Source organism: Achromobacter sp. Root170 (assembly GCF_001428165.1).
GTDB classification, from domain to species: Bacteria; Pseudomonadota; Gammaproteobacteria; order Burkholderiales; family Burkholderiaceae_B; genus Achromobacter; species Achromobacter mucicolens.
Genome location: NZ_LMHN01000012.1, coordinates 113,606 through 127,445, shown reverse-complemented (window position 1 = coordinate 127,445; position 13,840 = coordinate 113,606). Strand labels below are relative to the sequence as shown.

Here is a 13,840-nt window from a genome sequence, read left to right as displayed (position 1 = left end):
CCTGTAAGTTGCCCGCGGGGCGCCTCGGTGTGGTCTGGACGAGGCGCCGGCGCGAGAATCAGCCGCGCGCGGACTCGCCCGCCTGCGCCAGCACCAAACGCGCCCGTGCGATGACGGGCGCGTCGACCATCTTGCCATCCAGCATGAACGTGCCCGCGGCCGTGTCGCGGTGCGCGGCGACAACGCGCCGCGCCCAGTCCAGTTCCTGCTGCGCCGGCACGAACGCGGCGTGAATGACCGGAACCTGCGTGGGATGGATGCACAGCATCCCGCCGAAACCCATTTGCTGCGCGCGGCCCGCGGCGGCGGCCAGGCCCGCCTGATCCTGCACGCCCGGAAACACGCCGTCCAGCGCAGGCGCCAGACCCGCCGCGCGCGTGTGGAGCAGCACCTGCACCCGCGCGTGGTCCAGCACCGTTTCGGCGCCCGGCGTGTCGGGCGTCAGGCCCAGATCCAGGCCGTAGTCCAGGCTGCCGAACGCCAGCCGCGCGACGCCGGGGGTAGCGGCGATCTCGCCCGCATTGAGAATGCCCTGCGCGGTTTCAAGGATGGGGATCACCGGACAGCCGGCCTGCGCCGCGTGCCGCACCTGCATCATGCTTTCGGCCTTGGGCAGCAGGATGCCCGCCACGCCGGCCTTGCCGCGGCAGGCCTTCAGATCGTCGTCGTGCCAGGAGGTGGAGGCGTCGTTGATGCGAACCCAGAGGCGGGCCTCGCGATGCATGCCCAGGAAGTCGCACAGGGCTTCGCGGGCCGACGCCTTGGCCAGGTGTTCCACGGCGTCTTCCAGGTCCACGATGACGGCGTCCGCACCGGCGGCCAGCGCTTTGGGGATGCGCTCGGGCCGCGAGGCCGGCACAAACAGGGCGCTACGAACGACGGGATGTGTCACACGACCTCCGAGGCATGGAACTGCGCCACCTGATCCGGCGCGTATCCCAGAGATGCTAGCACCGCATCGGTGTTTTGGCCCACCGCGGGCACCGCGCCCATGCGCGGCGCGAACGCGTTGCTGCTGGCGGGCGGCAGCAGCGCCGGCAGCACGCCGGCCGGGCTGTCGACCTCGCTCCAGCGCTGGCGCGCCTGCAATTGCGGATGCGCCCACACCCCCGCCATGTCGTTGACGCGGGCATTGGCGATCTGCGCGTCTTCCAGGCGCTGCGTCACTTGCTCGATCGACAGGTCCGCGAACGCCGCCACGATGAGCGCGCGCAGGGCGTCGCGGTTGGCGGTGCGCAGCGAGTTGGAAATGAAGCGCGGGTCTTCGGCCAGATCGGCCTGGCGCAGCACCTGAGCGCAGAAGACGCGCCATTCGCGTTCGTTTTGCAGGCCCAGCATGATGGTCGACCCGCCGCCCACCGGGAACGGCCCGTACGGATAGATGGACGCGTGGGCCGCGCCCGCGCGCACGGGCGGCGCCGCGCCATCGAAGGCGTAGTACATGGGAAAGCCCATCCACTCGACCATGCTTTCGAGCATGGAGACGTCCAGGCGGCTGCCCACGCCAGTGCGCTGGCGCAGCAGCAGCGCGTTCAGGATGGCCGAATACGCGTACATACCGGCAGCGATGTCCGCGATGGAACACCCCGCCTTGACCGGATCGTCCTTCGTGCCGGTGACCGACAGGAAGCCGCTTTCGCTCTGGATCAGCAGGTCATAGGCCTTCTTGTCCTGGTAGGGGCCGCCCTCGCCGTAGCCCGAGATGTCGCAGACGATCAGGCGCGGATGCTTCGCGTGCAACGCCTCGAAGGACAGTCCCAGACGCGCGGCGGCGCCGGGCGCCAGGTTCTGCACCAGCACGTCGGCCGATTCCAGCAGGCGGTCCATGATCCCGGCCGCTTCGTCGCGCTTCAGGTCCAGCGTCAGGCTCTCTTTGGAGCGGTTGGTCCAGACGAAGTGCGAGGACAGCCCGCGCACGCGCTCGTCGTAGCCGCGGGCGAAGTCGCCTGTGCCCGGACGTTCGATCTTGATGACGCGCGCGCCCATGTCCGCCAACTGGCGGGTGCAGAAAGGCGCGGCGATGGCGTGTTCCAGGCTGACGACGGTGATGCCGTCCAGAGGGCGGGAGGCCTGCATGTTCATTCGGTGAACCTCAATTCGGCTTGGTGGGCGAGCGTGCCGTCCTGCTCGGCCCAGAGCTGGGCGACGCCCGGCTCGGACAGGCGGCCGGCAACCTGGAAAGGCGTGGGGGAAATCAACGGGCGCAAGCCGCGGTAGGCCAGGTGCGTGAGACGGGCCTTGGGATGGGCGCGGACAAACGCGGCAACCATCTCGGTGGCGATGAGCGGACCGTGCACGACGAGGCCGGGATAGCCTTCCACGCCGGTGACGTAGGGGTGGTCGTAATGGATGCGGTGGCCATTGAACGTGACCGCCGAATAGCGAAACAGCAGTACGGACGTGGGGTTGACCGTGTCGCGCCATTCGGCCTGCGGCGCGGGTTCGCTGCCCGTCAGCTTGGGCGGCGAGGGCTGGCGGTACACGATGTCCTGCTCTTCCAGAATCGCAACCTCGCCAGACTGCCGGTATTCGTGGCGAACGGTCACGAACAGCAATGCCCCGGTGCGGCCCGCCTTCTCCTTGACCTCGGCCACGGTGGAGACGCGCTCGGCCGGCACGCCGACCTTGAGCGGCTGGCGGAATTCCACCCGGCCGCCGGCCCACATGCGGTTGCGGTCCTGCGCGGGCGGCAGGAACCCGCCGCGCGAGGGATGCCCATCCGTCCCCAATCCATCCATGCCGACTGTGGCAATGAAGAACGCCCATTGCCACAGCGGCGGCAGGTCGTCTCCCTGGGCCGGCACCGGTCCGCCCAAGGTGGCGGCGATACGCGCGGCGTGGCCGGGATCCATGGCGTCCGCCTTGCGCTCGCCGCTGCCGATCCATGCGGCCGGATCTGTAGATGTCATGCCGAGTTCCTCTGGTGGTGTTTTTACAGACTGAAGCATGCCCGCAAGCCGTCTGGGCTGTGAATTCGTTTTTCCTCAAGGCGGGGTTTGCTGCGCCTGAATCGGCCATCCGCGCCCCGGCTAGCCGTCGCAAATCGATCCCTATCCCGAATGGCCGCCCCCCGGCGCCACGCCGTAATATATGGACCATGCACTTCGACCTTGCCGACCTCCGACTGTTCATCCACATCGCCGAATCCCCCAGCCTGACGCAGGCGGCCAAGCGGGCGCATCTGTCCCTGGCCGCGGTCAGCGTGCGGATCAAGGCGCTGGAAAACCAGCTCAATTCCCGCCTGCTCTACCGCGACAGCCGCGGTGTCGAGATCACGCCCGCCGGGCAGAAACTCTTGCAGCACGCGCGCGTCATCATGCGGCAGGTGGACCACCTGAAGCACGATTTCCAGGAACAGTCCGACGGCGATGCGGGCCACATCCGCATCTTCGCCAACACCACCGCCGTCACCGAATTCATGCCGGACATCCTGGCGCAATTCCTGTCGGGCCACCCCGGCGTCACGGTGGACCTGCAGGAACGCCTGACCCGCGACATCGTGCGCGGCGTGCTGGACGGCACCACCGACCTGGGCATCGTCGCGGGCCCGGTGGATGCGCCGGAATTGCAGACCATCCACTTCAGCACCGACCGCCTCGTGCTGGTCGTGCCCAATGGCCATCCGCTGCAGGATCAGGACAAGGTCAAACTGGCGGACGCCGTGCGCTACCCGTTCATCACCATGCACGAAGGCTCCACGCTGGTGGCCTTTCTGCGCGACCAGCTCGAACGCATCGGCCAGCGCCTGCCGCAGCGCATCCAGCTCTACAGCTTTGACTCGATCTGCCGCATGGTGCAGGCGGGCGTGGGCATCGGCGTCATTCCCGACTCGGCCGCGCGCCGTTACGGGTCGGAGACCAAGCTGCAAGTCGTCGAACTGGACGAACCCTGGGTGGTGCGCGAGCGCAAGCTGCTGGTGCGCGACATCGACGCCCTGCCCGGCTGCGCGCGCGAACTCATCGATCAGATCCAGACGCCGCGACAAGCCTGAATCCAGCGCGACTGCTTTTCCGGGGCGCCTTTTTTCCGGGGCGCCATTTTTCGCCGCGCCTCATTTGCCCGTGAACGCCGGCGGCCGCTTTTCCGCGAACGCGCGCATCCCTTCGAGGTAATCGTCGGTGTACCCCAGTTCGCGCTGCAGCCCGCATTCCAGATCGAACTGCTGCGCCAGCGTGTTGCCGCTGGAGGCCTGCAGCGCCGCCTTGGTGGCCGCGTAGGCGCGCGTGGGGCCGGCGGCCAGCGTGTCCGTCACCTGCCCGATCGTGTCCGCCAGCGCCGCGTCGGGCACGACGCGCCAGATCAGTCCCCAGGATTCCGCCTGCGCCGCCGACACCGGTTCGCCGAAAAGCGCGGCCCCCATCGCGCGCGCCGATCCCACAAGGCGCGGCAGGAACCACGTTCCGCCCGCGTCGGGCAAGAGGCCGATCTTGCTGAACGCCTGCACGAAGCGCGCCGATTCCACCGCAAACACCACGTCGCAGGCCAGCACCAGGCTTGCGCCCGCGCCGGCCGCCACGCCATTCATGACGCACACCACCGGCACGGGCAAGGCGCGCAGGCGGTTGATGAGCGGCCGGTAGCACTTGTCCAGCATGACGCTCAGGTCCCGGCGCGAGCCGTCCTCGGCGGGCTTGCGTTCACCCAGATCCTGCCCGGCGCAGAACCCGCGGCCGGCCCCGGTGATCACGAGCCCGCGCAGGCCCGCGTGCCCTTCCAGCAGGTCCAGCGTGCGCGACAGCTCGCCGTGCATCACCTCGGTGAAACTGTTCATGCGATCGGGCCGGTTCAGCGTGATGACGCCCACGCCGCGATCCAGCGTGAACAGGATCTGCGTGAAGGCCGGTGCGTGCGCGCTCATGCCAATTCCTCCAGAACGGCCAGTTGCTCGGCGGTATCGCCCATCAGTTGATCGACCACGGTCAGCCGCTTGAAGTAGTCGCCCACCTCCAGTTCGTCCGTCATGCCCATGCCCCCGTGCAACTGCACGGCCAGCTGCGCAACCAGGCGCCCGGCGCGGGCGGCCTCGAGCTTGGCCGATGCGATCATGCGGCGCCGCTGCGCCGCGTCGGATTCCGTCAGCGCCGCGACGGCCACATAGGCCATCGACAGCGCAAGCTCCTTGGCCACCAGCATTTCGGCCAGCCGGTGCTGCAAGGCCTGAAACGACGCCAGCGGCTGGCCGAACTGCTTGCGGGTCTTCAGGTAATCGACCGTGATTTCCAGCAGGCGCTCCATCGCACCTGCCGCGTGCGCGCACAGCGCGGCGGTGCCCCACAGCAAGGCCTGCGCCAGCGCGTGGTCGGCCGCCTCGCCTTCTGCCAGCAATGCCTGCGCCGGCACCGGCACCGCGTCCAGGTCCAGCCGCGCGCAGCGCGCGCCGTCCAGCGTGGGCGTATCCGTCACACGCACGCCGGCGGCATCGGCGGGCACCGCCAGCAGGACCGTCTGGCCGTCCTCGCCCTTTGCACTGACGAACCACGCATCGGCCGCCGCGCCGTGCCACACCAGGTGCTTGGCGCCGTCCAGCCGCCAGCCTTCGGCCGTGCGGGCAGCGCGGCAGTCCTGCGGGTTGGCGGCGTAACGGCGGCCGGGCTCCTGCCACGCCACGCTGACGATGGCCTCGCCCGACGCAATGGCCGGCAGCCAGCGCCCTCGCGTTGCCTCGCCGCAGGCGTCGGCCAGCGCCGCGCCCATCACCGCGCTCGGAATGACCGGCTCGGACACGAGCCCGCGCCCCAGCTCGACGTGCACCGGCAGTAGGCTGGCGGGCACTTCGCCGAAGCCGCCGTGATCTTGCGAGATGTTCAGGCCCAGCACGCCCAGTTCGGCCAGCGCCTGCCACGCCTGCCGGTCCAGCTTGCCCGCGGCCTGCCGGGCCCGCCGCTGCGGAAAGGTCCATGCCTGGTCCACCAGGCGGCGAAGGCTGTCGGCCAGCATGCGCTGTTCTTCGGTGTAGATGAAATCCATGCGTCGTGTTCCTGTCGAGGTTGCGCGGCGGGCCTACACGCCCAGCACCAGGCGGGCGATGATGCCCTTCTGCACTTCGGTCGTGCCGCCGTAGATCGAGGTCTTGCGCATATCCGCGTAACCGGCGCCCGCGGCCGCGGCCATCTCCGGACCCGGGCCATGAAACGCGCTGCCGGCCTCCATCCAGTCCGGGTCGTACGGCCACGCGTCCGGCCCCGCGACCTCCATCTGCAACATGGCCAGGTCCTGCTGGATCTCCGAGCCGCGGATCTTCAGCACCGAGGCCTCCGGGCCCGGCGTGCCGTCGTTGCTGGCGGCCACGCGCAGCAGCAGCATCTCCAGCGCCATGATGTCGACTTCGATGCGCGAGATGCGGTCGCGCATGCGGCTGTCCTGCAAGAGCGGCTTGCCGCGCGTTTGCGCGCGCGCCGCCATGTCCTTCAGGATGCCCAGTTCGCGGTGGCAGTGGCCCAGTCCCGCGATGCCCGTGCGCTCGTGGCCCAGCAGGTACTTGGCGTAGGTCCAGCCCTGGTTTTCCTCGCCGACGAGATTGGCGGCCGGCACGCGCACGTTTTCCAGCCAGACCTCGTTGACGTCGTGACCGCCGTCCAGCGTGCGAATCGGCCGCACCGTGACGCCCGGCGAACGCATGTCGATAAGCAGCATGGAGATGCCGCGTTGCGCGCGCGCCTCGGGGTCGGTGCGCACCAGGCAGAACATCCAGTCGGCGTATTGGGCAAGCGTGGTCCAGGTCTTCTGGCCATTGACGACGTATTCGTCGCCGTCGCGCACGGCGCGCGTCTTGAGCGACGCCAGGTCCGACCCCGACCCGGGCTCGGAATAGCCCTGGCACCACCAGTCCTCTACGCGGATCATGCGGGGCAAGAAGCGGGCCTGCTGCTGCGCGCTGCCGTACTTCATCAGCACGGGGCCGATCATCGACAGGCCGAACGGCAGCAGCCGTGGCGCGCCCGCCTTGAAGCATTCCACTTCGAAGATCAGGCGCTGCAAGGCGTTCCAGTCTGTGCCACCGTGTTCGACCGGCCAGTTCGGCGCGCCCCAGCCCTGGTCGGCCAGGACGTTGTGCCAGCGCACGTAGTCGTCGCGTTCCAGCCGCTGGTGCCGCAGCACCTTGGCGCGGATGTCCTCGGGCAGTTTGTCGGCGGCGAAGGCGCGCACGCTCTCGCGGAATTGGCGCTCTTGCGGCGTCCAGGTCAGGTTCATGGTCCACCTCCTTTGCCCGGTATCTAGCCACGGCGCGCACGGCCGGACAATCTGCCTCTTCCGAAGACGGGCTTCGCGCTGCGTGTAGGGCGCGCCGCCCACTACGGATTGGCAAAAGTCCTGCTTCAGCAATGAAGAATGGCCGAAGCGGGTGGCAGTGCGGACACTAGGGCCTGTTCCGTTTCACCCGATCCACAGGAATCCCATCGCACCATGACTGCTCCCGATCAGACGGATGGCGTGTCGCAAGGCGTCGAGGCGCAGTACCGCCAGGCGCTCGACGACGGCCGCTTCCTCATCCAGCATTGCGCCGGCTGCGACCGCGCCGTGTTCTATCCCCGCATGATCTGCCCGCACTGCGGCGCGGACAAACTTGGCTGGGTCACGCCCGACGGACGCGGCACCGTCTATTCCACCACCGTCGTGCGGCGCAAGCCCGACGCCGGCGGCGACTACAACGTGGCGCTGATCGACCTGCAGGAAGGCGTCCGGCTCATGAGCCGCGTCGACGGCGTGGCGCCGGACGCAGTCCGCATCGGCATGGGCGTGCGCGCGCAGGTGATCCAGCAGGACGGGCGCGGACTGGTGGTTTTCGTGCCCAACAAGGAGGCGCCATGACGCTGAACGAATTGCGCGGCGCCGTCGCGGTGGCCGGGGTCGGCCACGCCGGCCTGGGACAGGCCGCTGGCTTTACCGAAATGGAAATCCTGGTCCAGGCGGCGCAGCGCGCCGTCGCGGACGCGGGCCTGACGATGCGAGACATCGACGGCCTGTGCACCGCCAGCGTCGCGGCCCCGATGTGGGCCATGCCGGTGATCGAACACCTGGGCATCCGCCCCACGTTCATCGACAGCACCATGCTGGGCGGGTCCAGCTTCGTGGCGCACCTGATGCCGGCGCTGCATGCGCTGGCCTCGGGCCAATGCAACGCGGTGCTGGTCTGCTACGGCAGCACGCAGCGCACGTCCACGCTGAGCCGCGCCGAGATCGGGCGCGTGCGCAAGCAGTTCGACCCGCAACCGTATGAAACGCCCTACGATCCGCTCAGTCCGCTGTCCTCGTATGCGCTGGCGGCGGCGCGGCACATGCATCAGTACGGCACCCGGCGCGAAGATCTGGCGCGCGTGGCGCTGGCGGCCAACCAGTGGGCGCAGCTGAACCCCGAGGCGCAATTGCGCGAACCGGCGACGCTGGATCAGATCCTGTCCGCGCGCATGGTGTCCGATCCGCTGAGCGTGCGCGACTGCTGCCTGGTCACCGACGGCGCCGGCGCCTACGTGCTGGTGCGCGCCGACCGCGCGCGCGACCTGCCGCGCCCGCCCGTGTACGTGCTGGGCAACGCGACGGCGGTGTGGAACCGGCAGATCTCTTCCATGGAAGATCTGACCCTCACGGCCGCCGCCGAATCCGGACGCCGCGCCCATGCGATGGCGGGCGTCGCGCCGCGCGACATCGACGTCGTGGAACTCTACGACGCCTTCACCATCAACACGCTGCTGTTCCTGGAAGACCTGGGCTTTTGCGCCAAAGGGGAAAGCCGCGACTTCATCGCGGACGGGGCCATCGCGCCCGGCGGCAGGCTGCCCGTCAACACCAATGGCGGCGGCCTGTGCTGCGTGCATCCGGGCATGTACGGCGTCTTCATCATGATCGAGGCGGTGCGCCAGCTTCGCGGGGAATGCGGCGAACGGCAGGTCGCGGATGCGCAGCTTGCGCTGGTGCATGGCAATGGCGGTACGCTGTCCAGCCAATCGACCGCCATCCTGGGCACCCAGGCAACCCTTTGATCCCCACGTATCAACCCATGTCTCACGCTGAATCGATCACCCGCATCCACGAGGTCCTGGCGCTGCAGGCGCGCCGGCAGCCCGACGCCATCTGTCTGTACGAGGAAGGCGGCGGCACGCTGACCTACGGGCAGTTGTGGCAGCGGGTGCAGGATACGGCCGACTGGCTGCGCGGCCAAGGCGTGCAGCCCGGCCACCGCGTGATGATGGTGGGCGAGAACTGCACGGCGATGATCGCCACGCTGTTTGGCTGCGGCGTAGCAGGCGCATGGCCGGTGGGCGTGAATGCGCGCCTGTCGGCGCGCGAGGTCGAGAATATCCGCCACCATGCGCAGCCCGAATTGGTGCTGTACACCAGCGGCGTGTCGACGGCGGCTGCCGCGCACGCCGCAGCGGCGGGCGCTTCCGATGCCGACGCTGCCGTCTGGGGGCCGGGCATCGCTGCCGCGCGCGCGCCCTCTCCCACCCAGGCCGAGACGGGCGATCTGGCCGGCGAGGTGGCCACGGTGATCTACACGTCCGGCACCACCGGCGCGCCCAAGGGGGTGATGGTGCCGCACCGGGGCCTGGTGCATTTCGCGCGGGTGTCGGCGGCTTCGCGGTGCCTGACGCCGCACGATATCGGCTATGCCGCGCTGCCCATGTCGCACATCTTCGGCATCGCAACCGTGCTGATGGCCACGCTGCATGCGGGTGCCAGCCTAGTGCTGCGCAGCCGCTTCGATCCGCAAGACGTGTTCAAGGCGCTGGCGCATCCCGGCGTCAGCATCCTGCAGGGCGTGCCGACGATGTTCAGCCGCCTGATGGCTGCGGCGCCGCCCCGCGCGGAACTGCGTGCGCCGGCCCTGCGCTACCTCTACACCGGCGGCGCCGCGCTCGACCCGACGCAAAAGCGCGATGCGGAACGCTACTTCGGCGTGCCGATGCATCACGGCTACGGCATCACCGAATATGCGGGTTCGATGTTCATCACCGACATCGACGCGCCGCGCGACGACTGCTCGGCGGGTCATGCGGTGGAAGGCGTCGAGCTGCGCATCGGCAGCCCGGATGTATTCCCTGAGCCCGGCACGCGCGGCGACCTGCTGATCCGCGGGCCGGGCGTGATGCTGGGCTACTACCGCAATCCGGACCAGACCGCGCAGGCGCTGCTGCCGGGCGGCTGGCTCAATACGGGCGACATCGGCTACCTGGACGCGAGCGGCGCGCTGTTCATCGCGGGCCGGTCAAAGGACCTCATCATCCGCTCGGGGTTCAACGTCTACCCGATCGAGGTCGAGTCGGTGATCAATGCGTTTCCCGGCGTGCGCCTGTCCGCCGTGGTAGGCCGCGACACCGCCGATCACAACGAAGAAGTCATCGCGTTTGTCGAGCCCCTGCCCGGCGCGACGATCGACACGAATCTGCTGATGCTGCACCTGCGCGCCCAGCTTGCGCCGTACAAGCGGCCGGCACAGATCATTCCCATCGAGACGATTCCCACCACCGTCAGCGGCAAGATCCTGAAGCAGCCGCTGAAAGAAAGGCTGGCGTAGGCGCGGGCTGACGTTCCGCTCCACGACCGACCACCCATGCACAAGGAGACAAGAGCGTGAACATCAAGACCCTTATTGCCGCGGCCGCCGCCGTGGCTGCGCTGGCCGGCGCCCAGAGCGCGACGGCGCAAACGTATCCCGACCGTCCCATCCGTCTGCTCGTGGGCTACGCGCCGGGCGGTCCGGTCGACACGACGGCCCGCGTCTTCGCCAAGTACCTGGGAGACAAGCTGGGGCAGGCGGTGGTGGTGGAGAACCGCGCGGGCGCGAGCGGCATGATCGCGTCGGATGCCACCGCCAAGGCAACGCCGGACGGGTACATGCTGGGCTTTGCCGCCAGCCCCACGCTGACGATGTCACCGCTGGTCCAGCGCAGCACGCTGTTCGATCCGCGCAAGGATTTCTCGCTGATCGGCCTGGTGGTCGATTACGCCAACGTGCTGCTGATCGGCCCGCAGATTCCAGCCAAGAACGTGGGCGAACTGGTGACCTACGCGCGCGAGCATCCGGACGCGGTGTCGTTCGGGTCGGCGGGGATCGGCGCCTCGAATCACCTGTCGGCCGAGCTGCTCAAGAAGCAGGCGCAGGCGTCGATGCTGCACGTGCCGTATCGCGGCAATTCGCCGGCGATGATGGACGTGGTGAGCGGCAAGGTGACGTTCATGTTCGACATCACGAGCACGGCCATTCCGTTCATCAAGAGCGGCAAGGCGCGGGCGCTGGCGGTGACGTCCAAGACGCGCAATCCCGAGTTGCCCGACGTGCCGACGATGAGAGAGGCGGGCATGAAGGACTACGAGGTGGTGGGGTGGTATGCGCTGGTCGGCCCCAAGAAGCTGCCCGATGCCGTCACCGCGCGTCTGACCCGCGCATTGGCCGAGGTGTCGAAGGATCCCGCCTTCCGCCAGGCAATGACCGAAGGCGGCTATTCGATCAACACGGGCGATTCCCAAGCCCTGCAGGAACGTATCGACCGCGAGTACGCGTTGTGGTCGGACGTGATCCAGACCGCCAACATCCAGGCCAACTGACCTACCCCGGAGCAACACGATGAATCCCCCGTCCGCCCTGCGCGACCAGATCCGCCTGCCTGTGATCGGCGCCCCGATGTTTCTGGTCTCGGGGCCGCAACTGGTGGTCGCGCAGTGCGCGGCGGGAATCATCGGGACGTTCCCGTCGCTGAACGCGCGGCCGCAAGAGCAGTTGCACGCGTGGATCACGCGGATCGAGGACGGGCTGGCTGCGCGGCGGCTTGCCGCGCCGTCCGAGAAGGTGGCGCCGTATGGGGTAAATCTGATCGTGCATCCAAGCAATCCGCGCTGGCAGGGAGACCTGGCAATCTGCGCGGAACGCCGGGTGCCGCTGCTGATCACATCGCTGCACGCGCCGGAGGCGGTGGTGAAGGTGGCGCATGCCTATGGCGGCCTGGTCTTTCACGACGTGACGAATGTGCGGCATGCGAAGCGGGCGCTGGATGCGGGGGCCGATGGGCTGATCCTGGTTGCCGCGGGCGCGGGCGGACACGCGGGGCAGATCAATCCGATCGCGCTGGTGAACGAGATCCGGGCGTTTTACGACGGGCCGTTGGCGCTGTCGGGGTGCATCAGCCACGGGAAGGACATTCTGGCTGCGCAAGTCCTGGGATGCGATTTTGCGTACATGGGGACGCGGTTCATTGCGACGCAGGAGTCGTTGGCGGGAGATGCTTACCGGGAAATGGTGATGGCGGCGCAGGCGGCTGATGTGACCTATACGCCGTACTTCTCGGGGGTGCCGGCTAATTACTTGTCTGAGAGCATTTTGGCGGCGGGGTTGGATCCTGTTGTGCTGGCCAGCAATGGAGTGGCCCCGCCCGCGAACATGGACAAGAGTTCGCGGCCGAAGGCTTGGAAGGATGTCTGGAGTGCTGGGCAGGGGGTGGGGGCTGTGCAGGAAGTGTTGGCTGTGGCGGAGTTGGTGGCGCAGTTGGAGGGGGAGTATCTGGGGGCTATTGCTGCTGTGCCGGGGAAGGGTTGAGTTCTTTTGACGCCCGGCGCGGCGTCGGCCTGGGGCGCGCGGGGCTACGATTGCGGTCCGGAGCCTTCGCTCCGGACTGCCCCTTCGTCAACCTCGTCCGCCTTCGGCTCCCTTCGGTTTCCCTCGGGCGCATCTACACGCCCCGCGCGCCCCAGGCCGACGCCACGCCGGGCTCCGGTGGTTTGAACTTGGCGGTCGCTGGGGTGGGTGGGGTTCTTTAGGTTCTTGCCTGCGTTTGCGCGGGTTTGGAGCTTCTTGCGGGGCCCGCGCCCGGTTGGCCGCGCGGGCGGCCTCCGGGCGCTTACGCGGTGTCTTGCGTCGGGGGATGACGCTTCGCGCTTGCGGGGGCCGGTTCGAGATCGGGTATCTGCTCGCTTATCTGCTGGGGTATCTGCTCGGGTGTCTGACACCCTTGACGTACATCGTCGGCATCGCTCGGGTGTCTGACACCCTTGGGGCACACCGTATGCCCGACGGCAGTCTTCGCAGGGGGTCTGACACCGACTCCAAGATGACACCGGTAAACTGCGCGCTCATGCGGCGCCGGTCGGCGGTCCGACTTGTACATCCTCTGGAGAGCTTCACACCATGATCCGTCTTCTGGTCCTTTCCGCTTCGCTGGCGATGGTTGGCAGCGCGGTAGCCGCACCATCGTTCAATTGCGCCAAGGCTTCCACGCCGGTTGAGAAATCCCTTTGCGGCAATTCCAGGCTTGGGGATCAGGATGCTGCGATTGCGCAGCAATACAAGGCTGTGCGCGATCAAATGGATGCGGAGTCGGCCAAGGCGTTGATGGCCGATCAGAAGTACTTTCTGAGCGTGCGCGACGCGGCCTACGCGGAACCGTACGTGCAAAGCACACCGTTCGAGGCGCTTACCGACACCATGCGTTACCGGCTGGCGTTCCTGAAGGCGATCAATCCCAAGCCGGCAGCGGGCTTTGTGGGCAAGTGGAAGAACATCGAAGGCGAGATCGAGATCACGCGAAACGCCCACGGCGAGCTGCTGGTGGCGGCCAATTCCGCGCCCTATGACGGACGCTGGGTGTGCGATCTGAGCGGCAAGGCCGTGGTGTCGGGCGACACGCTGACGGTGACCTATCAGGATGGGCCGCCGTGGACGTTGACGCTCAAGCGCCAAGGGGCAGTGCTGGTGGCACGGGTGGCGCCGCCGCCGGGGGGCAAGGATGACGGCTTCGGGCCGCCGTTCTGCGGCATGAACGGCAACCTCCACGGCGACTGGTTCGCGGTGCGCTGATCGGGCTTTCTTGGGATGCACGGGTGAGCCGCGATGTGCTCACCCGCCGCGCAC

At 68.2% G+C, this 13,840-nt stretch carries 13 protein-coding genes; 7 read left to right on the top strand and 6 right to left on the bottom strand.

The genetic code is table 11. From position 1 onward, the window contains the following. Nucleotides 1–58: 58 nt before the first annotated feature. Genes ASD87_RS10810 through ASD87_RS10800 form a run of 3 tightly spaced genes read right to left on the bottom strand, consistent with a single transcriptional unit; the run spans nucleotide 59 to nucleotide 2,909 of the window. Nucleotides 59–892: a CoA ester lyase gene (locus tag ASD87_RS10810; RefSeq protein ID WP_056320975.1), complete on the bottom strand. Its 834-nt coding sequence runs from the start codon at nucleotides 890–892 to the stop codon at nucleotides 59–61. Next, the gene (locus ASD87_RS10805) at nucleotides 889–2,082 is read right to left on the bottom strand and encodes a CaiB/BaiF CoA-transferase family protein (RefSeq protein ID WP_082586256.1); all 1,194 of its coding nucleotides are present in this window, start codon (nucleotides 2,080–2,082) and stop codon (nucleotides 889–891) included. The genes ASD87_RS10810 and ASD87_RS10805 overlap by 4 nt, the downstream gene beginning before the upstream one ends. Beyond that, nucleotides 2,079–2,909 (bottom strand): MaoC family dehydratase N-terminal domain-containing protein, encoded by an 831-nt coding sequence (locus ASD87_RS10800; RefSeq protein WP_056320972.1) that lies wholly within the window; start codon nucleotides 2,907–2,909, stop codon nucleotides 2,079–2,081. Before ASD87_RS10800 ends, ASD87_RS10805 begins: the two co-directional genes overlap by 4 nt. 188 nt (nucleotides 2,910–3,097) lie before the next feature. Here ASD87_RS10800 and ASD87_RS10795 point away from each other — a divergent pair, with 188 nt between their 5' ends. Further along, on the top strand, nucleotides 3,098–3,991 hold the full coding sequence (locus tag ASD87_RS10795; protein WP_056320969.1) for a LysR family transcriptional regulator: 894 nt from the start codon (nucleotides 3,098–3,100) through the stop codon (nucleotides 3,989–3,991). 60 nt (nucleotides 3,992–4,051) lie between these two features. Here ASD87_RS10795 and paaG read toward each other — a convergent pair whose 3' ends face one another. From paaG to ASD87_RS10780, 3 genes are read right to left on the bottom strand one after another with little or no spacing between them, the layout of a single operon-like run. Beyond that, on the bottom strand, nucleotides 4,052–4,858 hold the full coding sequence (paaG, locus tag ASD87_RS10790; RefSeq protein ID WP_056320967.1) for a 2-(1,2-epoxy-1,2-dihydrophenyl)acetyl-CoA isomerase PaaG: 807 nt from the start codon (nucleotides 4,856–4,858) through the stop codon (nucleotides 4,052–4,054). Then, nucleotides 4,855–5,967: an acyl-CoA dehydrogenase family protein gene (locus tag ASD87_RS10785; protein ID WP_056320964.1), complete on the bottom strand. Its 1,113-nt coding sequence runs from the start codon at nucleotides 5,965–5,967 to the stop codon at nucleotides 4,855–4,857. The genes paaG and ASD87_RS10785 overlap by 4 nt, the downstream gene beginning before the upstream one ends. Nucleotides 5,968–6,000: 33 nt before the next feature. Further along, nucleotides 6,001–7,191 (bottom strand): acyl-CoA dehydrogenase family protein, encoded by a 1,191-nt coding sequence (locus ASD87_RS10780; protein ID WP_056320962.1) that lies wholly within the window; start codon nucleotides 7,189–7,191, stop codon nucleotides 6,001–6,003. 213 nt (nucleotides 7,192–7,404) lie between these two features. Between ASD87_RS10780 and ASD87_RS10775 the strand changes: the two genes are divergently transcribed. The 6 genes from ASD87_RS10775 to ASD87_RS10745 all read left to right on the top strand — a co-directional run bounded on the left by ASD87_RS10775 (nucleotide 7,405) and on the right by ASD87_RS10745 (nucleotide 13,786). Beyond that, nucleotides 7,405–7,809: a Zn-ribbon domain-containing OB-fold protein gene (locus ASD87_RS10775; RefSeq protein ID WP_056320959.1), complete on the top strand. Its 405-nt coding sequence runs from the start codon at nucleotides 7,405–7,407 to the stop codon at nucleotides 7,807–7,809. Further along, a complete protein-coding gene (locus tag ASD87_RS10770) occupies nucleotides 7,806–8,978 on the top strand; it encodes a thiolase (protein ID WP_056320958.1) in 1,173 nt (390 codons plus the stop codon). Before ASD87_RS10775 ends, ASD87_RS10770 begins: the two co-directional genes overlap by 4 nt. A 17-nt stretch (nucleotides 8,979–8,995) precedes the next feature. Beyond that, complete coding sequence (locus ASD87_RS10765) at nucleotides 8,996–10,513, top strand: class I adenylate-forming enzyme family protein (RefSeq protein ID WP_056322671.1); 1,518 nt, start codon at nucleotides 8,996–8,998, stop codon at nucleotides 10,511–10,513. A gap of 56 nt (nucleotides 10,514–10,569) precedes the next feature. Further along, nucleotides 10,570–11,544 (top strand): tripartite tricarboxylate transporter substrate binding protein, encoded by a 975-nt coding sequence (locus ASD87_RS10760; RefSeq protein ID WP_056320955.1) that lies wholly within the window; start codon nucleotides 10,570–10,572, stop codon nucleotides 11,542–11,544. Between the two features lie 19 nt (nucleotides 11,545–11,563). Then, the gene (locus tag ASD87_RS10755) at nucleotides 11,564–12,529 is read left to right on the top strand and encodes a nitronate monooxygenase family protein (RefSeq protein WP_056320953.1); all 966 of its coding nucleotides are present in this window, start codon (nucleotides 11,564–11,566) and stop codon (nucleotides 12,527–12,529) included. A 588-nt stretch (nucleotides 12,530–13,117) separates the two neighbouring features. Next, nucleotides 13,118–13,786, top strand: coding sequence for a lysozyme inhibitor LprI family protein (locus tag ASD87_RS10745; RefSeq protein ID WP_056320949.1), 669 nt, complete (start codon nucleotides 13,118–13,120; stop codon nucleotides 13,784–13,786). Nucleotides 13,787–13,840: the final 54 nt, after the last annotated feature.

Coding starts and splice junctions, on each gene's coding strand:
- ASD87_RS10805 (WP_082586256.1), bottom strand. CDS start 2,082: ATGAACATGCAGGCCTCCCGCCCTCTGGACGGCATCACCGTCGTCAGC.
- ASD87_RS10800 (WP_056320972.1), bottom strand. CDS start 2,909: ATGACATCTACAGATCCGGCCGCATGGATCGGCAGCGGCGAGCGCAAG.
- ASD87_RS10795 (WP_056320969.1), top strand. CDS start 3,098: ATGCACTTCGACCTTGCCGACCTCCGACTGTTCATCCACATCGCCGAA.
- paaG (WP_056320967.1), bottom strand. CDS start 4,858: ATGAGCGCGCACGCACCGGCCTTCACGCAGATCCTGTTCACGCTGGAT.
- ASD87_RS10785 (WP_056320964.1), bottom strand. CDS start 5,967: ATGGATTTCATCTACACCGAAGAACAGCGCATGCTGGCCGACAGCCTT.
- ASD87_RS10780 (WP_056320962.1), bottom strand. CDS start 7,191: ATGAACCTGACCTGGACGCCGCAAGAGCGCCAATTCCGCGAGAGCGTG.
- ASD87_RS10775 (WP_056320959.1), top strand. CDS start 7,405: ATGACTGCTCCCGATCAGACGGATGGCGTGTCGCAAGGCGTCGAGGCG.
- ASD87_RS10770 (WP_056320958.1), top strand. CDS start 7,806: ATGACGCTGAACGAATTGCGCGGCGCCGTCGCGGTGGCCGGGGTCGGC.
- ASD87_RS10765 (WP_056322671.1), top strand. CDS start 8,996: ATGTCTCACGCTGAATCGATCACCCGCATCCACGAGGTCCTGGCGCTG.
- ASD87_RS10755 (WP_056320953.1), top strand. CDS start 11,564: ATGAATCCCCCGTCCGCCCTGCGCGACCAGATCCGCCTGCCTGTGATC.
- ASD87_RS10745 (WP_056320949.1), top strand. CDS start 13,118: ATGATCCGTCTTCTGGTCCTTTCCGCTTCGCTGGCGATGGTTGGCAGC.